General features: G+C 69.9%; 22 protein-coding genes. 12 read left to right on the top strand and 10 right to left on the bottom strand.

What is annotated here, in order from left to right; all coding sequences use genetic code 11:
• Nucleotides 1–6: 6 nt before the first annotated feature.
• Both OO70_RS31100 and OO70_RS31105 read right to left on the bottom strand, forming a co-directional pair.
• Entirely contained in the window at nucleotides 7–1407 is a 1401-nt protein-coding gene (locus OO70_RS31100) for an FAD-dependent oxidoreductase (protein ID WP_043678360.1), read from the bottom strand.
• A 27-nt stretch (nucleotides 1408–1434) separates the two neighbouring features.
• Nucleotides 1435–2394, bottom strand: coding sequence for a DUF4349 domain-containing protein (locus OO70_RS31105; protein ID WP_043678361.1), 960 nt, complete (start codon nucleotides 2392–2394; stop codon nucleotides 1435–1437).
• A 173-nt stretch (nucleotides 2395–2567) separates the two neighbouring features.
• Between OO70_RS31105 and hemG the strand changes: the two genes are divergently transcribed.
• Both hemG and hemQ read left to right on the top strand, forming a co-directional pair.
• Nucleotides 2568–3998 (top strand): protoporphyrinogen oxidase, encoded by a 1431-nt coding sequence (gene hemG, locus OO70_RS31110; RefSeq protein WP_043678364.1) that lies wholly within the window; start codon nucleotides 2568–2570, stop codon nucleotides 3996–3998.
• Between the two features lie 4 nt (nucleotides 3999–4002).
• Nucleotides 4003–4734, top strand: coding sequence for a hydrogen peroxide-dependent heme synthase (hemQ, locus tag OO70_RS31115; RefSeq protein WP_043678366.1), 732 nt, complete (start codon nucleotides 4003–4005; stop codon nucleotides 4732–4734).
• A 53-nt stretch (nucleotides 4735–4787) separates the two neighbouring features.
• Here the strand turns inward: hemQ and OO70_RS31120 are convergent, their stop codons facing one another.
• The 7 genes from OO70_RS31120 to OO70_RS31150 form a co-directional block, all read right to left on the bottom strand.
• Complete coding sequence (locus OO70_RS31120) at nucleotides 4788–6374, bottom strand: alpha/beta hydrolase (RefSeq protein ID WP_043678368.1); 1587 nt, start codon at nucleotides 6372–6374, stop codon at nucleotides 4788–4790.
• Between the two features lie 134 nt (nucleotides 6375–6508).
• Nucleotides 6509–7291 (bottom strand): TIGR04222 domain-containing membrane protein, encoded by a 783-nt coding sequence (locus OO70_RS31125; protein ID WP_043678370.1) that lies wholly within the window; start codon nucleotides 7289–7291, stop codon nucleotides 6509–6511.
• A 118-nt stretch (nucleotides 7292–7409) separates the two neighbouring features.
• Entirely contained in the window at nucleotides 7410–8186 is a 777-nt protein-coding gene (locus OO70_RS31130) for a DUF4142 domain-containing protein (RefSeq protein WP_043678372.1), read from the bottom strand.
• Between the two features lie 114 nt (nucleotides 8187–8300).
• A complete protein-coding gene (locus OO70_RS31135; protein WP_043678374.1) occupies nucleotides 8301–9608 on the bottom strand; it encodes a DUF692 domain-containing protein in 1308 nt (435 codons plus the stop codon).
• 147 nt (nucleotides 9609–9755) lie between these two features.
• Nucleotides 9756–10544 (bottom strand): DUF4142 domain-containing protein, encoded by a 789-nt coding sequence (locus OO70_RS31140; RefSeq protein WP_043678377.1) that lies wholly within the window; start codon nucleotides 10542–10544, stop codon nucleotides 9756–9758.
• A gap of 133 nt (nucleotides 10545–10677) precedes the next feature.
• Nucleotides 10678–11289 carry a TIGR03086 family metal-binding protein gene (locus tag OO70_RS31145; RefSeq protein WP_051741763.1) on the bottom strand — a complete coding sequence of 204 codons (612 nt, stop codon included), beginning with the start codon at nucleotides 11287–11289 and terminating at the stop codon, nucleotides 10678–10680.
• Nucleotides 11290–11371: 82 nt separating this feature from the next.
• Nucleotides 11372–12019, bottom strand: coding sequence for a TetR/AcrR family transcriptional regulator (locus tag OO70_RS31150; RefSeq protein ID WP_043678380.1), 648 nt, complete (start codon nucleotides 12017–12019; stop codon nucleotides 11372–11374).
• A 77-nt stretch (nucleotides 12020–12096) separates the two neighbouring features.
• On the opposite strand from OO70_RS31150, the gene OO70_RS31155 reads away from it, so the two are divergent.
• The 9 genes from OO70_RS31155 (at nucleotide 12097) to OO70_RS31195 (ending at nucleotide 20732) form a co-directional block, all read left to right on the top strand.
• Nucleotides 12097–12552 (top strand): hypothetical protein, encoded by a 456-nt coding sequence (locus OO70_RS31155; protein WP_043678384.1) that lies wholly within the window; start codon nucleotides 12097–12099, stop codon nucleotides 12550–12552.
• A 150-nt stretch (nucleotides 12553–12702) separates the two neighbouring features.
• Nucleotides 12703–13530: an ABC transporter ATP-binding protein gene (locus OO70_RS31160; RefSeq protein WP_234336982.1), complete on the top strand. Its 828-nt coding sequence runs from the start codon at nucleotides 12703–12705 to the stop codon at nucleotides 13528–13530.
• Between the two features lie 17 nt (nucleotides 13531–13547).
• On the top strand, nucleotides 13548–14408 hold the full coding sequence (locus tag OO70_RS31165) for an ABC transporter permease (RefSeq protein WP_043678617.1): 861 nt from the start codon (nucleotides 13548–13550) through the stop codon (nucleotides 14406–14408).
• 128 nt (nucleotides 14409–14536) lie between these two features.
• Entirely contained in the window at nucleotides 14537–15646 is a 1110-nt protein-coding gene (locus OO70_RS31170) for an ABC transporter substrate-binding protein (protein WP_043678388.1), read from the top strand.
• Between the two features lie 52 nt (nucleotides 15647–15698).
• Nucleotides 15699–16760 carry an LLM class flavin-dependent oxidoreductase gene (locus OO70_RS31175; RefSeq protein WP_043678390.1) on the top strand — a complete coding sequence of 354 codons (1062 nt, stop codon included), beginning with the start codon at nucleotides 15699–15701 and terminating at the stop codon, nucleotides 16758–16760.
• A complete protein-coding gene (locus OO70_RS31180) occupies nucleotides 16760–17419 on the top strand; it encodes a cysteine hydrolase family protein (protein WP_043678392.1) in 660 nt (219 codons plus the stop codon). The genes OO70_RS31175 and OO70_RS31180 overlap by 1 nt, the downstream gene beginning before the upstream one ends.
• The gene (locus tag OO70_RS31185) at nucleotides 17416–18750 is read left to right on the top strand and encodes an NtaA/DmoA family FMN-dependent monooxygenase (RefSeq protein ID WP_043678395.1); all 1335 of its coding nucleotides are present in this window, start codon (nucleotides 17416–17418) and stop codon (nucleotides 18748–18750) included. The genes OO70_RS31180 and OO70_RS31185 overlap by 4 nt, the downstream gene beginning before the upstream one ends.
• A 1-nt stretch (nucleotide 18751) precedes the next feature.
• On the top strand, nucleotides 18752–20161 hold the full coding sequence (locus tag OO70_RS31190) for an MFS transporter (protein ID WP_043678397.1): 1410 nt from the start codon (nucleotides 18752–18754) through the stop codon (nucleotides 20159–20161).
• A gap of 19 nt (nucleotides 20162–20180) precedes the next feature.
• Nucleotides 20181–20732, top strand: a complete 552-nt coding sequence (locus OO70_RS31195) for a flavin reductase family protein (RefSeq protein ID WP_234336983.1) — start codon at nucleotides 20181–20183, stop codon at nucleotides 20730–20732.
• Here the strand turns inward: OO70_RS31195 and OO70_RS31200 are convergent.
• Nucleotides 20713–21606, bottom strand: coding sequence for an oxygenase MpaB family protein (locus OO70_RS31200; protein WP_043678402.1), 894 nt, complete (start codon nucleotides 21604–21606; stop codon nucleotides 20713–20715). The two genes, OO70_RS31195 and OO70_RS31200, sit on opposite strands and share 20 nt — an antisense overlap.
• Before the next feature lie 258 nt (nucleotides 21607–21864).
• On the opposite strand from OO70_RS31200, the gene OO70_RS31205 reads away from it, so the two are divergent.
• The gene (locus OO70_RS31205) at nucleotides 21865–22518 is read left to right on the top strand and encodes a methyltransferase family protein (RefSeq protein WP_051741766.1); all 654 of its coding nucleotides are present in this window, start codon (nucleotides 21865–21867) and stop codon (nucleotides 22516–22518) included.
• Nucleotides 22519–22681 lie beyond the last annotated feature (163 nt).

Raw genomic sequence — 22681 nt, forward strand, 5'->3', positions numbered from 1 at the left:
AATCGTTCAACGAAGTCCGGCCTGGACCTTGGCGGTCGCCTTGCGTGCCGCCACCAGGACCGGGTCCCACACCGGAGAGAACGGCGGGGCGTAGCCCAGGTCCAGGGCCGTCATCTGTTCCACCGTCATACGGGCCGTGAGGGCGACCGCCGCGATGTCGACACGCTTCGCGGCGCCCTCACGACCGACGATCTGCACGCCCAGGAGACGGCCGGTACGGCGTTCGGCGAGCATCTTCACCGTCATCAGGGACGCCGCCGGGTAGTAGCCCGCGCGGCTGGTCGACTCGATGGTGACCGTCTCGAACCGCAGCCCCGCGCGGTGGGCGTCCTTCTCGCGCAGCCCGGTACGGGCGATCTCCAGGTCGCACACCTTGCTCACGGCCGTACCGACCACCCCCGGGAAGGTGGCGTAACCACCGCCCGCATTGGTGCCGATGACCTGCCCGTGCTTGTTGGCGTGCGTCCCCAGGGCGATGTGCCGCTCCTGCCCGGAGACCAGGTCGAGCACCTCGACGCAGTCGCCCCCGGCCCAGATGTTCTCGTGCCCGCGCACCCGCATCGCCAGGTCGGTGAGCAGTCCGTCGTGTTGCCCGAGCGGCAGCCCGGCAGTTTTCGCGAGGGACGTCTCGGGCCGCACCCCGATCCCCAGGACCACCACGTCCGCCGGATACTCCGCGTCCTCGGTGACCACGGCCCGCACCCGCCCGTCGTCCCCGGTGAGCAGCTCGGTCACCCGGGCGTCGTTGACCATGGTGATGCCCAGGCCCTCCATCGCCTTGTGCACCAGGCGCCCCATGTCCGGGTCGAGCGTGGACATCGGCTCCTTGCCCCGGTTGACGACGGTGACCTCATACCCGCGGTTGACGAACGCCTCCGCCATCTCCACCCCGATGTACCCGGCCCCGACCACCACAGCACGACGCCCACGCGTGCGTGCCAGCGAGTCGAGCAACGCCTGCCCGTCGTCGAGCGTCTGCACCCCGTGCACCCCGGGGGCGTCCACACCGGGCATGTCCGGAGTGATCGGCCGCGCCCCGGTCCCGATCACGAGCTTGTCGTACGACGTCCAGGACTCGGCCCCCGAATCGACGTCACGCGCGCGTACCCGACCGCCCGCGACGTCGAGCTCCACGACCTCGGTCCGCATCCGCAGGTCGATGTCACGCGCCCGGTGTTCCTCGGGAGTGCGGGCGATCAACTCCTCCGGCGCGGAGACGTCACCGCCCACCCAGTACGGGATGCCGCACGCCGAGTACGAGGTGAAGTGGCCGCGTTCGAAGGCCACGATCTCCAGCTCGTCCGGCCCCTTGAGGCGGCGTGCCTGCGACGCCGCGGACATGCCCGCGGCGTCGCCTCCGATGACGACCAGTCGTTCCCGGGTACCCCTCGCACGGCTCATGTCCATGCGAACACGCTACGGGGGCCGATCATTTCAGTCCTGTCCGCCCTGTTCCTCCTCGCGCACCGGCGGGGCCGCCGGCAGCGGGCCCACCGCGGCGGCAGCGGGCACGGTCGCAGCCCGACGCGGCCGTACGAGACGCAGCCACAGGACGACCAGCAGCGCCGCCACCGCCGCGAACGGCAGCACCGCGCCGAGCGCCAGGGCGATCCAGCGCAGCATCGTCACGAAGACGTGCCAGCCGCCCGCCACGGCGTCGACGAAGCCGGGGGTGTCGTCCTTCGCGGCGGGCTTCGCCACCGGGGTCTGCGACAGGGACAGGGTGATGGTGGCCAGGCTGGTGCGGTCCTTCAGGGAGGCCTGTTGGGCGAGCAGCGCCTCCAGGTCGGACTCGCGGGTGCTCAACTCGCCCTCCAGCTCCACCACATCGCTGAGCTTGGTGGCCCGGTCCATCAGCTCACGCACGCGTGCCACGCTGGCCCGCTGCGAGGTGATGCGGCTCTCCACGTCCACGACCTGGTCGGTGACGTCCTGCGCCTTCGCGGTGCGGTCGAGCAGCTTGCCCGCGCCCTCCAGGTCGGCGAGGACCTCGTCGTACTTGTCGGTGGGCACCCGCAGGACGACCCGGGTGCGCTCGTGGCCCTGTCCGTCGCGGGTGGTCGTCTCGTTGCCGACGAACCCGCCCGCGTTCTCGGTGGTGGTGCGGGCCTCGTCCAGGGCCTTCGGTACGTCCTTGACCCGCACGGACAGCGAGGCCGTACGGATGATGCTGCTCGCGGTGAGCTTGGGCACGGACTTGGTGTTCCTGGTGTTGCCGCTGCCGGACGCGCCCTCCTGCTGGGCGGTGTCCGGAGCGACCGCTTTGGCGCCTGCGCCGGAGTCGCTGGCGCTCTTCTCGCTCGCGCCGCCGCTGCAGCCGGCCAGCGCGAGCGCCGAGGCGAGCAGAAGGCCGGCCAGGGCCTGGACAGGGCGTATGGAGTGGTGTGCGCGCATGTCGCGGTACCCCCGATGATCGTCGTGACGACTGACGCAACTCCGACGCCGGGGCCGGGCGGGACGTTGGCGGGAAACGGTTCCGATGCGGTCACGGTCGGGACTCGCACCGGACAACGAGCCGGACACCGGGCCGGAGTCGGAGTGTCAGTGCGGTCTGAGAGGCTGGTGACATGCGCGAAGTGGAGACTCGTACGGGCACAGGGCATGTCGTGGTCATCGGCGCCGGGATCGCGGGGCTGGCCGCCGCACACCGGCTGTTGGACAGAGGCGTGCGGGTGACGGTCGTCGAGGCGTCGGACCGGGTCGGCGGCAAGCTGCTGCCCGGCGAGATCGCGGGCGCCCGCGTGGACCTCGGCGCCGAGTCGATGCTGGCCCGCCGTCCCGAGGCCGTCGCGCTGGCCCGCGAGGTGGGCCTCACCGACCGACTCCAGCCGCCCGCCACGGCCACCGCGTCGATCTGGACCCGGGGTGCCCTGCGCCCCATGCCCAAGGGCCACGTCATGGGCGTCCCCGGCACGGCGTCCGCGCTGTCCGGGGTGCTCTCGCACGAAGGCCTGGCCCGCATCGAGCGCGACGCCGACCTGCCCCGCACGGAGGTCGGCGACGACGTGGCCGTCGGCGAGTACGTGGCGGCACGCCTCGGCCGCGAGGTCGTCGACCGCCTCGTCGAACCCCTTCTGGGCGGGGTCTACGCGGGCGACGCGTACCGCATCTCGATGCGCTCCGCCGTCCCCCAGCTCTTCCAGGCCGCGAGGACCCATGACTCCCTCACCGAGGCCGTCCGGGGCATCCAGGAGCGCGCCGCCGCCGCACAGCAGACCGGCCCGGTCTTCATGGGCATCGAGGGCGGAGTGGGCCAACTCCCGCTCGCCGTCGCGGAGTCGGTGCGCGCGCGGGGCGGCGAGATCCTCACCGGGACACCGGTGACGGAGCTGCGCCGGAGCGGGGCGTCGGGCTGGCGGATCGTCGCCGGAGACCGCGTGCTCGACGCCGACGGGGTGATCGTCGCCGTACCCGCACCGGTTGCCGCCGAGCTGCTACGCCCCGAAGCGCCCGGCGCCGCAGCCGAGTTGACCGCCGTCGAGTACGCGTCGATGGCCCTGGTCACCCTCGCCTACCGCCGAGCCGACATCGAACTCCCCGAAGGCAGCGGCTTCTTGGTGCCCCCCGTCGACGGCCGTACCATCAAGGCGTCCACCTTCGCCTCCCAGAAATGGGGCTGGGTCGCCGACGAGAACCCGGACCTGCTGGTCCTGCGCACATCCGTCGGCCGGTACGGCGAGACGACGATCCTGGAGCGCGAGGACACCGGCCTGGTCGACGTCTCCCGACACGACCTGCGCGAGGCCACCGGCCTCGACGCCACACCTCTTGAGACCCGCGTCACCCGCTGGACCGACGGCCTGCCCCAGTACCCGGTCGGCCACCACGCGCGCGTGGCCCGCGTCCGCGAACACGTCGGCAAGCTGCCAGGACTCGCCGTGTGCGGTGCGGCCTACGATGGCGTCGGCATCCCGGCGACCATCGCGAGCGCCTACGCGGCCGTCGACCGCCTGACCGGCGACCCGGTGCCGAGCGCGTCCGGCGGAGCGGGAGAATAGCCCCATGAGCGACGACGCCCCCACCACCGAGCCCGGCCGTATCCCGAACAAGGGCAAGCTGGCCAAGGACCTCAACGAGGTCATCCGCTACACCCTGTGGTCCGTCTTCAAGCTGAAGGATGTGCTGCCCGAGGACCGCGCCGGATACGCCGACGAGGTCCAGGAGCTGTTCGACCAGCTCGCCGCGAAGGACGTGACCGTCCGCGGCACGTACGACGTGTCCGGCCTGCGTGCCGACGCCGACCTCATGATCTGGTGGCACGCCGAGACCGCCGACCAGCTCCAGGAGGCGTACAACCTCTTCCGCCGCACGAAGCTGGGCCGCGCCCTGGAGCCGGTCTGGTCGAACATGGCGCTTCACCGCCCCGCCGAGTTCAACCGCTCGCACATCCCGGCCTTCCTGGCCGACGAGACCCCGCGCAACTACATCAGCGTGTACCCGTTCGTGCGCTCCTACGACTGGTACCTGCTCCCGGACGAGGACCGCCGCCGCATGCTCGCCGACCACGGCAAGATGGCCCGCGGCTACGCGGACGTCCGCGCCAACACGGTCGCCTCCTTCTCCCTCGGCGACTACGAATGGCTCCTGGCCTTCGAGGCCGACGAGCTGTACCGCATCGTCGACCTCATGCGCCACCTCCGAGCCTCCGAGGCCCGCATGCACGTCCGAGAAGAGGTCCCCTTCTATACGGGCCGCCGCAAGGACATCGGCGACTTGGTAGCAGGCCTGGCGTAAGCGCCCCAAAGGGGCGCGGGGAACTGCGCGACCAGCCCCCACCGGCTCGCAGATTACTTACTACCTGACCGCGCAGGACTCGGCTTCGGCTCCTGGTGCGGCGCGCAAGCCGCGCGCCGCTCAGGCAACCGCCCTTCCAACAAGTAGTCGTCCAGGTACCCGTTGACGCACTTGTTGGATCCACCGGCGATCCCATGAGTCCCGGCATCCCGCTCAGTCACCAACACCGAGTCCGACAACCGCCGTTGCAACTCAAGCGCCCCGTCATACGGTGTAGCCGCATCCCGCTCGGCGGCAAGGATGAGCACCGGCGGCAACTCACCCGGCCCGGTCCGCACATCGAGGGGCTGCTGACGCGGCTCGGGCCAATACGCGCACGGCAGATTCATCCACACGTTGTCCCACGTCTCGAACGGCGCCACCCGCGCCAGCCGCGTGTTGTCCCGGTCCCACACACTCCACTCGGTAGGCCAGGGCGCGTCATTGCACTCGACGGCCGTGTAGACCGCATTGCCGTTCTCCGCCTCGGCAGCCGCCTCCGGCGTCGACGCGGCCTGCAAGATCAGCGGCTTCGGGTCGCCCTTCAGATACGACGACAGCGCGGCGGCACGGTGCGGCCAGTAGTCGTCGTAGTACCCGGCCGACAGGAACGCGCCCTGCAACTGCGCCGGCCCCACCTTGCCGCCCGCGGGCTTCTCGGCGAGCCGCGCCTCGGCCTTCCGGTAGCTGAGCAGCACCTTCTCGGCCGTGTCTCCGAGCCCGTACACGTCGTCGTGCTTGGCGACCCACTCCCGGAAGTCCGCCCAGCGGCTCTCGAACGCGGCCGACTGGTCGAGGTTGTTGCGGTACCAGATCTGCTCGGGGTCCGGGTTCACCGCCGAGTCGAACACCATCCGCCGTACGTGCGAGGGGAACAGCGTCGCGTACAGCGCCCCGAAGTACGTCCCGTAGGACGCGCCCATGAACGTCAGTTTGTCCTCGCCGAGTGCCGCGCGCAGGACGTCCAGGTCGCGGGCGTTGTTGAGGGAGGTGTAGTACCGGAGCTTGCTGCCGGAGCGCTTGGCGCAGCCGCGCGCGTAGGCCTTGGCCTGCGCGACGCGCTCCTTCTTGTACGACTCCGAGGGGTACGTCGGCGACTGCGAGGGCCCCTTGAAGAAGCGCTTGGGGTCGACGCAGGACAGCGGTGCCGACTTGTCGACCCCGCGCGGGGCGTAGCCGACGAGGTCGTACGCCGACGCGATGCGCTTCCACTCGGGGAGCATGCCGATCAGCGGGAAGTAGAGGCCGGAGGCGCCCGGGCCGCCCGGGTTGTAGACCAGGGAGCCCTGGCGGGGGACTCTGCGCTTGCTGTTGTGCGGGTCCTTGTGGGTGGCGCGGGCGCGGCTGACGGTCAGTTTGATCTGCTTGCCGTCGGCGTGCGCGTAGTCGAGCGGGACGGAGACCGTGCCGCACTCCATGGTGCCGGGCAGGTCCTGCGCGTCGGGGCACGTCCCGAAGTCGATGCCCCGCGCGCGGGCATGCGCCGCGGCCAGCGCGGTGCCGGTCGACTCGACGGCGCCCGAGGCACCGGTGGCAGGCGCGGCGGCGAGGGTGGTCAGGAGCAAGGACCCGGCGGCCGAGTACAGGGCGGCGGCTCGCATGGTGGGGTATCCCTTCGGAGCACGGCAGCAACAAAAGGGATGTTTCGTTCGGTCGTTGGCGAAGGCAAGCACCATCGGGCCGGTGTCGGCCCCAATGACCCCTGTGCGCCCCCTGGAGCGCTTTCACGCTGTGGTCAGCGGCGCCACACGTCGAACTGCTCCCGGTGCGCGAAGGCCGCCCGCAGATCGGGTTCGCCGACCGCGCGGATACCGCGCACGGCGACGGAGGTGAGATACGTCCGGTCGTCGGCGCCGCCGCCCGCGTGCCGGGCCAAGGCGCCGAGCAGCTGCTGTCCGGCCGGGGAGGCCCAGCGCGAGTACGGGTGCACCTCGACCCGGGCGATCGCCAGACAGCTCAGCGTGACGGCGAGCGGCAGCGCGAACCACAGCGCGACCAGCCCGCGCGGCATTTCCGCCCCCGGCGTCAACAGCGCGGTCGCGCCCAGTACGAGCACGACGAGCGCGGCGGCCCGCACCTGTCGGACGCCGGCCGCAACCGTCGTACTGCTTCCGTCCGGTACGGCGAGACCCGCGTCGACGAGCCGGTCCGCGACGTCGCGGACCGCGTCCGTGGCGGCCGCGGTGGCCCGCACCGGGGCGATCCGGGACTGCCCCTCGGGCCCGATGGCCCCTATCACCGACCGCTCGATGGCGTCCCGGCCGCGCGGGTCGACGACGGTCGCCCAGCCGGTGTGGGCGAGCAGCAGCCGGTGCTGCCGCGCCATGGAGACGAGGGTGAGATCGGCGACCCGCGCGGGACCGCCGGACAGGAACGCCGCCTCGTAGAGCGTCAGATCGTGTCCTTTGCCCGCGTCGTCCGCGTCGACGGCCGCCGCTCTGACGGCGGCCAGGCACAGCCGTGTGCAGGCCGTGCCCGCGACGGCCCAGGCCAGGAGCAGGAGAAGGACCCAGAACATGCCAAATTTCTATGCCAAAGGCCCAGTGCGACGCCATGCCTTGTTCACAATCCGGACGGAGCGTTGTCTGTATGTGACGTTCCGGTTGTCCGGAAACCAACCACGGCCGAAACCCGCTCTACGGCTGCGTCGACGGCGGTGGACTGGAGGCGGCCGGCGGGAGCCCGAAGGTGGGGGAGACCGACGGGGCCAGCGGGACCACCTGGCCGGGATCGACGCCGGGGACCGGGGAGTTGGTGGCAGCGGGTGCGCTCGTCGCGGCCATGTCCCGGGCCAGCTCGGCGAAATCGACGTACCCGGTGGCCTCCAGGACCTTGATGTGGTCCAGGACCGTCGTGTTCGCGTCGTCGGCGAGGGCGCGGACCAGGGAGTTCTGAGTGGTCGCGCGGACCTGGGCGACCACCGTGAACACCTTGCCGTGCGCGAGGCGCAGGATGTTGGCGAACTTGCGGTCGAAGTCCACGCCCTGCGCCGCGTTCAGGGTGGCGAGCCACTGCTGTTGCTGCGCGTTGGGCTGGTTCGGCAGCGGCAGCCCGAGCTTGGCGGCGACGTCGCGCACCCGCTCGTCCAGGAACGTGTGGCCGTCGATGAGATGCTGCCCCGCCGTCCGTACGGCCGCGGTGGTGCCCTTCTCCTCGGCCTGTTGACCGGCCGGCAGCTCCCACAGCCCCGCCAGCCGGACCCTGGTGACGAAGTCCCGGTCCAGGGCGGACAACGGCCCGTACTGCGTCGCCACGGTCTGGTCGCTGAGCACGCTCGCGCCGGTCGTCCCGGACCGGTCGGCGTAGGACCAGACCGGGAAGATCATGGCGGCCAGGGTCGCGGTCAGGCCCATGACGATGACGCCGGTGCCACTGAAAATGCCTCGGCCCTTTACGGGGGGTCGCGGTCGCATGGGATGCCTCCTGTTACGGCACCGCACGTGAGTGCGCTTCTCGTGCGGAACCGCAATATTACTGTGGAGTCACTGTCAGCTTCCAAGGCCCCTCGTCAGCCATACCGCACCCCGTCAACGGCGCAGCAACACCCGCCTCGTGGCGCGGGCGAGCCGGACCGCGGGTCGCGTCGACCGGGGGATCGGCCCGGAACGCTCCAGCCACCACTCCCGCAACTCCCGCCGCACCTCGGCGTCCTCGGGCCCGCCCGCGAGCAGCAACTGCCCGGCGAAGTCCAGCGCGTCACGCCGGTAGCCGCCGGTCATCGGGTGCGTGTGGGCGTAGGCGAGGAATGCCGACCGGTACCCGTCCCCGAGAATCTCCGGCAGCTCGGGAGCCACCTTCGCCACGACGTCGGCCCGTTTCACGCCGAGCGCCCGCGCCTGCACCCCGAGCCGTACGCGGTCGAACCCGTCGGGGACGGGAGTGCCGGCGACCAGGGCGGAGAGCAGGGCGGTCTGCGCGAGGGCGAGGCGCTGGCGGGCAGGGTCGGAGGCCTGCGGCGCGGCGGCCGGGGCCGTGACGCGTGCCGGCTGCTCACCGCCCGTGGCTCGCACCCGCCCCTTCACCAGCGCCCCGCGGATCGCCCTCAACTCCCGCTCCAGCTCGGCCGGTTCGGGGAAGTTGTCGTCGCGCTCCAGCAGTACACCGGGCGGGGAGACGCGGGACGCCAGGTCGGTCAGGATGGCGAGGACCGGGGCCGGGACGGGGTGGGCGTGGGTGTCGTGCCAGACGCCGTCGCGTTCGACGCCGCCCGCGACATGGACGTACGCGATGGCCTCGACGGGGAGTTCGGCGAGGGCCTTGGCCGGGTCCTCGCCGCGGTTGACGTGGTTGGTGTGCAGGTTGGCGACGTCGATGAGGAGGCGTACGCCGGTGCGGTCGGCCAGTTCGTACAGGAACTGGCCCTCGGTCATCTCCTCGCCCGGCCAGGCCAGCAGCGCCGCGATGTTCTCGACGGCGAGGGGTACGGGCAGCGCGTCTTGGGCGATGCGGATGTTCTCGCAGAGCACGTCGAGGGCGTCCCGGGTGCGCGGTACGGGCAGCAGGTGGCCGGCTTCGAGGAGCGGGGAGGCGGTCAGCGGGCCGCCCGCGCGGACGAACGCGATGTGCTCGGTGACCAGGGGCGAGCCCAGCGCCTCGGCCCGTTCGGCGAGTGCCGTGAGCCTGCCCTCGTCCGGGCGGTCCGCGCCGCCGAGGCCGAGGGAGACGCCGTGCGGGATCACGGTCACGCCGCGCTCGCGCAGCCGTAGCAGCGAGTCGGGGAGGTGGCCGGGGCAGACGTTCTCGGCCACGGCCTCGACCCAGTCGATGCCCGGCATGCGTTCCACGGCGTCCGCGATCTCCGGCCGCCATCCGATGCCCGTCCCCAGTCGCTCCATCGTCCGTCCCCGTCCTCCAGTGAATCCATCAACTCCACAAGGCCGCTGTTCCGGCGTGACGGGGGTATCGCCCCCGCGCCGTGCCCCGAACCGCGTCCGGGGCACCTTCAGAGCAATATTTGAGGTTCGGGGGCGGGGCCCGGTCGGCTACCCCAGCACGCCATTCGAGTCGACCGGATCCGGTCGGCCGGTGTTGACCGTGCCGGGCGCCGCCGGGGACGGCCGCGAGGTGGCGCCGATGTTTCCGCTCGCCTCGGCGGCCGGTGCCGAGGGCGCCACCTGGCCGGGCACCGGAGCGGCGGGACCGGTCGGGCTGGCGGTCGAGGCGTTCGCGATCCCGTTGGCGATGGCGTCGAAGTCGACCCGGCCGGTCTTCTCCAGCACCGTGATGTGGTCGAGCACGGTCTGGTTGGCGTCCGAGGCCAGCTGCCGTACGAGCGTGTTGCGGGTGGTGTTCCGTACGGCGCCGATGGCCGGGAAGATCTTGCCGTGCGCGGCTCGCAGCAGGTTGGCGAACTTGTACTCGTACTCCGCGCCGGTCGCCGCGCTCATCTCCCGCAGCCAGCCCTGCTGTTGCTCGTTCGGCACGTTCGGCAGCGCGACGTTGAGCTGGGCCGCGATGATCCGCACCCGCTTGTCCAGGTCGGTGTGGCCGACGATGAGGTGGTCGCCGGCCTCCTTGATCGCCTGGCTGGGTGCCCGCTCGATCGCCTGCTGGCCCGCCGGCAGCTCCCACAGCCCGGCCAGCCGCACCCGCACGATCAGATCCCGGTCGGCGGCCGTCAGCGGCCCCCACTGGGTGTTGACGGTGCCCGCCGCCACGTTCGCCTGACCGGTGCCCGCGCGGTCGCCGTACGACCACACGGGAAAGGCGAGCGCGCCGGTGGTGGCGACGATGGCGGCGATGAGCACAGCCGTACCGTTGATACGACGCAAGGGAGCCTCCCGGGGAAACCAACTGGTCGTTGGAGAAGTTGACGCTTGGCCAGTGCCAGGAGGTACGCGCGGGCAGGTCGCCTTGTTCAAAGGGAGGGCAGCTTTGCTCAAAGGGCAGGCAAAGGAGGCGAGTTCAGTGGCTCTTCGTGGGCCAGTGCTCCGGCGTCCGGCCGAGCAGCCGTAGCGTCTCGTCGAGCGGGTCGGCTCCCGGCGGTATGTCGAGCGGCGGGGCGAAGGCGAATCCCGGTCCGCGGCCGGCCGGGTCGGTGGGCACCAACTGGGCCACCACCAGAGCGATGTCCAGGACGTCCTTCGGTAGGTCGAGCTTCACGCCGAGTGTGGCGCCGACGTCCCAGGCGTGGACGACGTAGTCGATGAAGTGGAAGCCGATCGCCGTCCGGCCCGGGAAGCTCGCGCCCAGCTCCGGCAGGGCGAACTCCCGCTCGGTGGCGCCGGGTTCGGCGAACGCGGCGAGGACGGCCGTGGCCGCCGCGCGGTGCGTCCGGGCCGGGTCGCTCAAGTCCTCCGGCTCCTGCCAGTACGCCCTGTCCTGACCCGCGCCGCGTGCGGCGGCCGCGAACCCGTGGTGCTGCGCGGCCATGTGCGCGACGAGCCGCCGCAGGTCCCATCCCGCGCAGGGGGTGTCCCGCTCCCAGTCCTCGTCCTGCGCCGACTCCACTACACGCAAGGCCTCGTACACGGCGATCCGGTCGAGTTCGACGATGTCCGTTCCGGTGGCTGTCATGTGCTTGAGCCTAAAAGTGTGCGAACGGTCGTGCTACTTGTTTTTCGGCCGAAGTGGTGGGGAGGTGGAAGTGCGGTGCGGATCAGTGGAGTTGAGGGACTTGGGGGACTGTCGAAGGGTCCGTGGCCGCATCCCGCAGCCGTGCCGCGATGCCGATCCGGGCCCGTCGGTACGCGCTCTCCTCGTCGTGCAGTACGGCGATCGCGTTGGACGTCTCCATCAACGCGACGAGTTCGAAGGCGAGTTGGGGTATGTCGGTGTCGGTGCGCAGCTCGCCCGCGTCCCGGGCATCGGCGATCGTCCGCTCCACCAGGGCCGTCCAGTCCCGCTGCGCGCCGACCATCGCGTCGTGCACCGGCCCGGACCGGGCGTCGAACTCGGCGATGACCCCGTAGAAGAAACAGCCGCCCGGGAAGACCCGCCCCCGCGAGTACTCCAGCCACAGATCGCACAGCCGCCACAACCGGCCCACCCCGGCCGGGACTTCGGCGGCCGGCCTGATCACCCGCTCGGTGTAGATGCGGGCGGCCTCGCGCACGGTGGCCAGTTGCAGCTCCTGCTTGGAGCCGAAGAGCGCGAACACTCCGCTCTTGCTGAGCTGCAGTTCCGTGGCCAGGCGGCCGACGGAGAGTGCCTCAAGGCCCTCGACGGAGGCGATGTCGACGGTGCGGCGCAGGATCAGCCGGCGGGTGCGGTTGCCCCGCTCGACCCGGCCGTCGAGTCGTGTCATCGGTGGTTCCTCGTCGCTGCGCTGGATCTCATGGTGGTCCAGCCTAAGCAACATGGGGGAAACGGGCCTTTCCTAGGATGCGGCGGGTGCACCTGACCGTCCTGGACGCCCCCACCGAGTGGAGCCGCTTCGCCGAGGGTTCCATCGAGCGCCGCATGCTGCTCGCGCTCGGCGACCGACTCGGCACGCCGCTGCGCCCGAAGCCGCTCATGCTGCCCGACGGCAGCCGTGTCGAGGTCGAGGGGATCGACGCGGAGTGCCGGGTGCTCGTCCAGCTGGTCGGCAACCAGGGTGCGTACAAGCCCGCCTACCGGAACAAGGTCATGGCGGACATGTTCAAACTGCTCTGGCTGCGGGAGTCCGTGCCGACCGCCGAGCGCGCGGTACTGCTGGTCACCGAGCTGATCGTGCAGGCCCTCGGCGGCTGGGTGGCGCGCGCCGCGGCCGACCTCGGGATCGAGATCCACGTGTTCGACGGCACTGCGGTCGCTCCGCTGCCCCCTCCGTCGCGGCCAGACGTAAAACGCGCGTAACAGACAACTGCGGTGTCCCGAAACACAATCTTCCTACGGTCGGGGGCACCTAAGCGGATTTCCGCGTGGCAGTCAGTCGCACTCGCTACGCACGCTCTCCGACTTCCAGGATCGGGCACTTGTGCCCGCGACATGGATGGGAGCGTGAAGGTGACTGGTACGCCAGCACTCGAACTGCGGTCGGTACGACGGGTCTACGGGTTCGGATCGGCCGCGACCACGGCCCTCGACGACGTCCACCTGACGGTGCCGTCGGGCCGTTTCGTCAGTCTCATCGGCCCCAGCGGCTGCGGGAAGTCGACGCTGCTGCGTCTTGTCGCGGGGCTCGAACAGCCTGACCTCGGTGAGGTCTTGGTGCACGGGGTGACACCGGCGGACGCCTGCGCGGCCAAGATGATCGGGCTCGTGCCGCAGAGCCCCGCGCTGCTGCCCTGGCTGTCCGTCCTACGGAACGTCACGCTGCCGCAGAAGATCAACCGGGGGGCGGGGAAGCGTCGTGAACGCATCGCCGACTTCGCCGAGCGGCAGGCCGCGGCCGTCCCCGACATGAAGGAACTTCTCGTCAAGGCCGGTCTCGGCGACGCCCTGCACAAGCTGCCGGCCCAGTTGTCCGGCGGCATGCGCCAACGCGCCGCGATCGTGCGGGCGTTCGGCCTGCAACCCGACGTGCTGGTCATGGACGAACCCTTCTCGGCGCTCGACGAGTTCACCCGCGAGAGCCTTCAGGACCAACTCCTCGACCTGTGGGAGGAGTTGCGGACGACGGTCCTGTTCGTCACCCACTCCGTGTCCGAGGCCGTACGGCTCTCCGACACCGTCGTCGTCATGGCGCCGAACCCCGGCCGGATCGTCGAGAGCATCGACGTCGACCTGCCCCGGCCGCGCGGTGAACGGCTCTTCGGGGAACGGCGGTTCCACGAGTACGAGGACCTGGTGAGAGAGCGGCTGCGGCGCGCCTGGCACAGCGAAGCCGCGTGAGTGGGGGCGTGAGGGACATGACCGTAGCCGACGAACGCGCTGCTGCTCCGGCGGCCGAGACGATGCAACCGCCTGCCGAACCGTCCCGCTTCAGCCTGAAGCACCCCAGGTCCCGGATCGCGTGGGTCCGGCCGGCCGTATGGTCGCCCCTTGTCGTGATGCTGGCGCTTCTCGCCGGGCTCTGGCACTGGGGGGCCGAACAACTTCCCTATCTGCTACCGCCGTTGTCCGACGTCGGCAGTTCGCTCTCCGGTAATTTCGGCTACTACGTTCACAACGCCCTTGTCACTCTTGGTGAGGCCACGGCTGGGCTGGGGATGGGGTTCGTCGGGGCGTTCGTCCTCGCGGTGCTGACCAGTGAACTTCCGTTGGTTCGGCGGGCGGTGATGCCGATCGCGGTTGTCCTCAATGTCACCCCGTTGGTTGCTATTGCGCCGGCCCTTGTTGTGGCCTTCGGGTTCGGGCCCATGCCCAAGCTGATCATCACTGGGCTGATCTGTTTCTTTCCGATTCTCATCAATACGGCCACGGGGTTGCGGTCGGTGCCGCAGCAGGTGTTGCAGGTGTACCGGACGATGGATGCGAGCCGGGTCGAGTTGTTGTGGCATGTGCGTGTTCCCAATGCCCTGCCGTATCTCTTTGCTGCGCTGCGCATCGTCTTTCCGCTGTCGATCATCGGGGCGGTGGTTGCAGAGATGTCGGCGTCCGGGTCTACGGGGGGACTGGGGACCGCGATCAGTGTGGCCTCCTCGATGAATCAACTTCCCGTTGTGTACGCCTCGATATTCGTCCTTGCGGTGATGGGCGTGCTGTTGTTGCTCGCGGTGACCGTGGTCGAGCGTCGCGTGCTGCATTGGCATGACAGCACGCACGACTGACTGACAGCAGAGTGGTGAACTGCGGGCCGGTGGGGGCTGGTCGCGCAGTTCCCCGCGCCCCTATAGGGGCGCGGCACGTACCGGATACACACCAACTCGCCGGCGACATCGCCAGTTTGGAGTCACCCATGCCTCACTCTCGCCTCACCAGATCCGCCCTCGTCGCCGCCGTGTTGGTGCTCGGAGTCGCCGGATGTGGGTCCGGGGCGGACGACAGCACGTCCGCCGGTTCGGCCGGGTCCGCGATATCCGCGAAGCGTTGTGCCGAGAACAAGGCCGCCGGGAAGATCACGTATCTCTCCGGGTACCAGTTCCAGTCCTCCGTCTCGATCCTTGAATACATCGCCGCTGCCAAGTTGGGGTATTTCAAGGACCTTTGCCTCACCGTCGATCTCAAGCCCGGTTCCGGTGACACCGCGCAGAACACCAAGCTGCTCGCCGGTGGGCAGGCGACCGTGTCCGCGATATCCGAGCAGGACCTCATCCAGGCGCAGGCCAACGGGATCGACATCAAGGGCATTTCCTCGTACTCGAACGCCGGGCTCGACATCCTGATGACCAACAAGGACATCACCGACCTGACCCAGCTCGACGGCAAGGTCGTGGGCCACAAGGGCTACGTTCCCGCCGCCGTCGAGGCGATGCTGGTCAAGGCCGGCGTCAAGTGGGACTCGCTCAAGCTGGTCAAGGAGGGCTACGACCCCTCCGTACTGCCGCGCAAGCAGGGCGGCCTCGAAGCGCTCACCGGGTTCATCTCGAACGAGCCCAACCAGCTCAAGGCGGCAGGCAAGGACGTCACCGTGTGGAAGCCGGTCGACTACAAGATCCCGAGCTCGATCGGTGCGATGGCGGTCAACCCGGCGTTCGCCAAGGCGCATCCGCACGCTGTCGAGGACATCCTGCGGGCTGCCCTGCACGCGTACGAGTACTGCTCCGCCAGCGAGGCGCACATCACCGAATGCGTGGGCTACGCGGGCAAGTTGTCCGGCCCGACCTACGACAAGAAGCTCAACGCGACCATCTGGAAGACCGAGACGCAGGTCGTCAAGGACAACCCGACGCCCGGACAGCCGCTGGGTGGTATCGACGTCGACAACGTCACCCAACTCGTCGCCATGCTGCACCAGTTCAAGATCGTGCCGAGCACCGTGACCGCCGCCAAGGCCGAGAGTTGGTTCGACACCTCGTTCGTCAAGGACATCTACAGCGGCGACAAGCTCGTCTGGCCCGCGCCGTAGCGATCGTAGAGCCGCGAAAAGCCCCTGAAAGAGCCGCAGAAAGGTCCGTGACGTGTCCGCGAAAGAGTACGGAATCTTCCTTCCCATCGGGAACGGCGGCTGGATGCTGTCGACCACCGCGCCGCATCCCGAGGCGACCTACGCGTACAACAAGCGTGCCGCCCTGCACGCGGAGAGCATCGGTCTCGACTTCGTGATGTCGATGGCCAAGTGGCGTGGTTTCGGCGGGAGTACGGACCACTGGGGCCGCTCGCTCGAGTCCATGACGATGATGTCGGCGCTCGCCGAGGCGACCAGCACGGTCAAGATCTGGGCGACCCTGCACGCCAACATCCACAACCCCGCCGTCGCGGCGAAGATGCTCACCACCCTGCAGGACATCTCCGGAGGGCGCGCGGGGATGAACATCGTGAACGGCTCCTACGCGGGGGAGTTCGAGCAATTCGGGGACTGGGACCCGGAGTTGAGCCACGAGGACCGTTACCGGATGACGGAGCTGTGGACGGAGGCGGTCACCCGGCTGTGGACCGAGGACTCGGTCACCATGCGCACCCCGTACTTCGATCTCGTCGACTGCGAGTCCCGCCCGCATCCGGCGACCCGGCCGACCGTCATCAGCGCGGGGCGGTCCGAGGACGCGCGCCGGTTCCAGGCCCGGTACGCCGACGGGGCCTTCCTCGCCGCCGACAGCCTCGACGACATGCGGTCCCTCTCCGCCGACGTCCACTCCCGGGCGAAGGCCAACGGGCGTGTGTGCAAGACGTATTCGATGCTCACCGTCGTCCAGGACGACACCGACGAGCTGGCCGTCAAGAAGGTGAAGGAGTGGGGCGTGGGCGTCGACCGCGAGGCGCTCGCCCATATGCGGCACACCTGGGGAGTGCCCGAGGACCAGGCCCGCGCGTGGGCCGCCGGCGCCGACGGGGAGGCGGCCTTCCAGACGCCGTACGTCGCCGGATCGGCCCGCACGGTTACCGAGCACATCGAGTACATCGTGCGGGAGGCCGACCTCGACGGACTCATGCTGATCTTCCCGGAGTACGACGAGGACATGCTGCTGTTCGGCGAGACCGTGCTGCCTGCGCTGCGCGCCCGCGACGAGGTGGCGGCCTGATGTCCGACCTGCGCGACAGACAACTCGCCCGGCTCGCACGGCCTGAGAGCAGGCCTGCGCTCGTCGTGGTCGACGTACAGCGGGACTTCGCCGATCCGGACCGGCTGGAGGGGTACGGACTGACGGAGGCCGCGCTCGCCGCACTCGACCGGACGGTCACCCGTATCGCCGACCTCGTCGATGCCGCCCGCGCCGCCGAAGTACCGGTCGTCTGGGTCGAGTTGTGCAGCGACCCGGCGCGACCGTGGCGGTCGAGCAACTGGCTGCGCGAGGGCGACTACGACGCGCCCATGAGCCCGGACGAGCCGTGCCGCATCGGGACGCCCGGTGCCGAGTGGTACCGAATGCAGCCCGCCGAAGGGGAGTTGCGGGTGGTCAAGCGCGGCTACAGCGGCTTCCTCGGCACCGATCTCGACGCGCGGCTGCGCGCCGCCGGCTGCGACTGGCTCACCGTCGTGGGCCTGACGAGTGAGTGCTGCGTGTACGCGACCGCCCAGGACGCCGTCCAACTCGACTGGCCCGTCGTCGTACCGCAGGACACGACGGCCGCCTATGAGCACCACGTCAACGCCGCCGCCCTGTTCCAACTGGGCCTCAACGTCGCCGTGTTGAGCGACGCCGACGAGGTCGTCGGGCTCTGGAAGAAGGTCGCGCCATGACCGGCATGCACATCGGCTACGACCTCTCCTTCACCCACACCGAAGGCGCCTGGGCCCGCCAAGGCTCTTGGATCGGGCGGGACTTCCCGGACGTCCGCATGTTCATGGAACTGGCGCAGACCGCCGAACGCGCGGGCGTCGGCCTGCTGTTCTTCGGCGACGGCAGCGGCATCCCCAGCACCTGGCGGGGCAGCATCGCACCGGCCGTCGAGTGGGGCATCCAGTGGCCGCGCCACGACATGTCACCGGTGATCGCCGCGATGTCCACGGTCACGGAGAAGGTCGGGTTCGGGCTGACGTACTCCTCGACGTTCATGCATCCCTTCTACGTCGCCCGGCTGTTGAACTCGCTCGACCATGTGACCGGCGGCCGTATCGCTTTCAACGTGGTCGCCTCGACGCGGGGCGCGGACGCGGCCAACTACGGGTTCGCCGCGTTGATGGACCATGATCTCCGCTACGAGCGGATGGAGGAGTTCATCGACGTCTGCCGGGCGTTGTGGGACTCCGTCGCGCCGGACGCCATCGTCCGCGACCGGAGCACGGGCCGGTTCGCCGACCCCGCGAAGGTGCACGCCATCGACCACGAGGGACGCTTCTTCACCGTCAAGGGTCCGCTCGCGTCCGTACCCGGTCCGCAGTACCACCCGCCCATCATCCAGGCGGGCAACTCGCCCCGGGGCATCGCCGCTTCGGCCCGGTTCGCCGATCTCGTCTTCGGCTTCGGCGGCAACCTCGCCGGCCAGCAGCGCCACCGCAAACTGCTCGACGAGGCGCTCCTCGCCGAGGGGCGGGACCCGGAGCACGTGGGCATCCTCTGGGCGACCCAAGTGATCGTCGGCCGTACGAAGGCCGAGGCGCTCGCGCGCTGCGACGCGGTGCACGAGTTCTGGAACGAGGAGGCCGTCGCCACCTACCTCTCGCACAACGCCGGTTACGACTTCTCGACGCTTCCCGCCTCCTTCCGACTGGGCGAACTGCGCGACGAGTTGGCGGCGGCCAACGCGAGTCCCGCGGGTCTTGTCGGCTCGCTCGTCACGGAGTTCGGCGCGGACCACACCATGAGCCGCAGCGAGTTCTTCGCGCACGGGCGGGGGCGGGCGACGGGCCTGGACCACAGCCTCGTCGGCGAACCGGCCGCCGTGGCCGACGCGTTGGAGGAGAACTTCGCCGCGACCGGATCACGCGGCGGCTTCATGTTCTCCAGCCCACTGGCCATGCCCTCGGGCTTCGCCGCGATCAGCGAACTGCTCCTGCCCGAACTGCGCCGCCGGGGTGCGCTCGCACCCCCGTACGCGGGCTCAACTCTGCGCGAGAACCTGGCAGTCTGAGATGACTGCAGCGGGTGCGGGTGTACGGCGCGACTGGCTCGCCCTCTGCAGTCTGTGCACGGGGTTCTTCATGCTGCTGCTCGACAGCACGATCACCTCGGTCGCGCTGCCCTCGCTGATCAGCGGACTGCACGCAGACGAGACTGCCGCGATGTGGGTCAACAGCGGTTATCTCATCGCGTATGCGGTGCCGTTGGTCGTCGCGGGACGGCTCGGGGATCGGTACGGTCATCGGCGCGTGCACCTCGTAGGGCTGGCGGCCTTCACGCTCGGGTCGCTGCTCTGCGCAACTGCCCCCAGCATCACGGCACTTGTCGGGTGGCGGGTCGTGCAGGGCATCGGTGCCGCGCTGATGACCCCGCAGTGCCTGACCCTCATCAAGGCACTGTTCCGGCCGCCGCGTCTCGCCGTCGCGCTCGGGGTCTGGGGCGCGGTCGGGGGAGCGGCGGTGGCCGTCGGTCCGTTGCTCGGCGGGTTTCTCGTCGCTGCCGGAGGCTGGCCCGCCGTGTTCTGGGTCAACGTTCCGGTCGGTGTCGCCGCGATGGTGGCCGTGGCCGTGTTCGTACCGGTGCTGCCTCGGCAGGAGGCGCGTATCCCGGTGTGGGCGATCTGCGCGAACGCGAGCGGGGTCGGTGCGCTGGTGATCGGCATCCAGGGGACGGACGGCACGCGGGCGGAAGTGCTGGGCGTGCCACGGTGGTTGCTCGTCGGTGTGGGTGTGCTGGTCGTGGTGGCTGTGGTGTGGCTTCAGCGCCGGGACGGTCAACGCGCCCTTGTGCCGGTCGAGTTGTTGCGCAGCCGGGGGTTCGTCGTCGCGGCCTGGGCCGGTGCCGCCGCGGCCTTCTGCTCGGGGTCGGCGATGATTCCGCTGATGCTGTACCTCCAGCGGGAGCGCGGGCTCGACGCGGGGGCGGCTGCCCTCACCCTCGTACCGATGGGCGTGGTCTGCCTGTTGGGGGCGCCGGTGTCGGCCCGGCTCAACAACGGGATCGGGTCCCGCGCGGTCGCCGTCATCGGTTCCGGCGCGCTCGTCCTGTCCATCGGGGCGTCGGCGGTGCTCGTCGCGACGGACGCCCCGATCGCCGCGCTGACCGTCACTTTCGCGGTGTATGGGGTCGCCAACTCCTTTGTCTGGTCGCCTCTTTCCATCGCTGCGGTGACCTCGGTCGGCCCGGACGAGGTCGGGGCGGCGTCCGGAACCTTCAACGCCATGAAGCAACTCGGCGCCGTGCTGGGCAGCGCGGTGTGCGCCGTTCTGCTGGCGGGCCACGGCTACGCGGTCACGCTCGGCGGGCTCGCGGCGGTCGGGGTGCTCTGCCTTCTCGCGTGCGCGCTTCTCCGAACCGAGCCTTCCGGAAGCGGACGCCCTGTCGTGTCCGCCGCGCCACAACTACCCACAGGAGTCACCTGATGAAGCCCGAGGAGGCCTCATGAGGCCCTATGCGGACGGGGGTTGCACGACGATGACGGCAATGGAAGGCCTGGAGGATCTGGCGGGCATCATCTCGGATCCCGGGGAGATCACGAGGGCGTTCTCCGGGTTCCCGGCGGGGGTCGCGGCCCTCTCCGCGCGCGTCCACGGCGAGCCGACCGTGATGATCGTCTCGTCGTTCGCGGTCGGGGTCTCCCACGACCCGCCCATGGTCTCCTTCGCCGTACAGCACACCTCGACGACCTGGCCGGTGCTGTCCCGCGCGGCGACCATCGGCATCTCCGTCCTCGGCGAGGCCCACGGCGACAAGGCCCGTCAACTCGCCTCCCGCAGCAAGGCGGGCCGGTTCGCCGACCTTCGTACGGTGGAGGCGGAGTCCGGCGCGATCTTCCTCGAGGGCGCACCGGTGTGGCTAGAGTGCACCGTCGAGCACAGTTATCCGGCCGGCGACCACGACATCATCGTGCTGCGAGTGCTGGCCATGAGGTCGGACGACGAGCGGAGTCCGCTGGTGTGGCATCGGCGGACGCTCAAGATGCTGGAGAGCTGAGCGCTCGGCCGGTGGAGCGGCGGTTCTGCCGGAGCCGTTCGGGAAGCGGTCTGCGGTAGTCGGGGAGAAGGCGCTGGGCGAGGAACGCGGACTTCAGGAAGACGCGGACGGCGCGTTCACGGCGAGGGCCGATCCAGCCGATCCGGTGGAGTCGGCAGACCCGCTCGCCGGCGAGATACCGGGTCAGGTCCCGGCCGAACGACCGTAAGGGGGCCGGGAACCAGCGCTCCGCGAAGTACTCCATCATCGCGGTCGCCACACGATGCCCGGACTCCGTCTCCTCATACGGTCGCGAGTCAAACTTCAGGGCGAACTCGGTCATCGCGTCCCAGTCCTCGGGGAACGCCTCGTCGGCCAGCGGACCGGACTCGCGCTCCAGGAGACGGAAGAGGGTCCGCGCCCAGTGATGCCAGGCGGTCTTCATGTGCTCACCGGTACCGGGCAGACCCAGCGAGGTCTGCAGCCGGTCGGCGGACGTGGCCAGCAGGACCAGGGGATAGACGAAGTCGTCGACGTCGTCGAAGTTGCCGGGCAGGTCGGGAGTTCTGCGGGCGATGGCCAAGTGGATGCGGTTCAGCCGCTCCGCCGCCGCGCGGCCCGCCTCGCTCGACAGTCCGTCCACCATCCAGGCCGTCAGGAACGCGTTGCCGTCCTCGAAACGCCGCTGTGGCCTTGTCTCCAGCTTCCCGGTGTGGGCCAGGGTGGCGGATCCGAAGCTCGGCTGCATCATGCGCATGGTGCCCGGATAGACCATCATCGCCAGCGCGAACTCGGGGACACGGTGGCCGACGTAGAGCGAGATCATCCGCTCCCAGTCGGTGTCCGGGTCCATCCGGGCCAGTTCGCGGTCGACCCACTTGTACCCACGGCGCACTGTCGGTTCCCCCTCGCATCCCCCTCGCGGACTTTCAGAGGGGGGACGCTCTGGCGGGGGCCGCCCGATGCCGTGAACCGTCGTGATCTGCGTCACGCGACCTGTATCGGTGCGTGATCAGTGTCGCTCTGCGATTGATGACGGTCCGCGATCTGTGTCGGTCCGGCCGTGGGGCCTGGATCTCCACCCGGGGGTGGAGCTTTTGAATCAGCCCGTGGGTGGTGGTGATCCGCTCCGGTCAGGGCGCAGCCTTGTGCCATGGGCTCACTTCATTCCGCACTCGTCGCTCTCACCGGCGGCTGTGTACTGGTCTTCGTCGTGGCCTGGATCGCGGGCGCCGTCTACTTCGGCGTGAAGAGCGAGGCCGGGCTGCGCGGCTGGGTGCACGGCCTGCGCCGCACTCTGCCCCGCCGGGTTCTGCTGATCGCGGGCGCCTACGCGTTCTCCCTGCTGATCAGACACACTCCGGACTCCTTCTGGCACCACCTCCAGTACTGGCAGCCCGAGCTCGCGCTCCTGGGCGCCCTGCTCGCCTTGGCCTCCACCGCTCTGCTGCTCTGGGCGCGGTGGGTCCTGGGCGTCATGTGGGCCAGCATCCCGATGGTCCACGACCACCACGAACTGCGCACCGAGGGCCCCTACCGAATAGTGCGGCACCCCATCTACACCGGCCTCCTCGGCCTGGTCCTCGGCGGGATGCTGGCCTGCGGATTCGGCGTCTGGATCGTCCTCCTGGCCGTCGCCGTGCCCTGGCTGCTGCGCCGGGTCCACATAGAGGACGGCATGATGGCCGACCGGTTCGGTGCGTCCTACGAGGCGTACCGCGCCCGCGTCCCGGCGGTGATCCCATGGACCCGGCCGAGTCGGTCGTACGGTCATCGCCGACGTCAATCTCCGCTCCGGGGGCGGTAGTTGCTCGGGTCATCTGTCGGATTCCTGTCATCCCGCACGTCGCGTCGTGAGCGCCGCCGGAAAGGTGCGTGTGACGCACGCCACATAGTCGAAGTGCATAGCGGGGCAGGAGCCACTGTCTTTGTAGTAGGTGCGGGGGCGTGTCCGTGGCCGTGCGGGGCGT

Origin of the sequence: Streptomyces xylophagus (assembly GCF_000716435.1) — a bacterium.
Taxonomy (GTDB): Bacteria; Actinomycetota; Actinomycetes; order Streptomycetales; family Streptomycetaceae; genus Streptomyces; species Streptomyces xylophagus.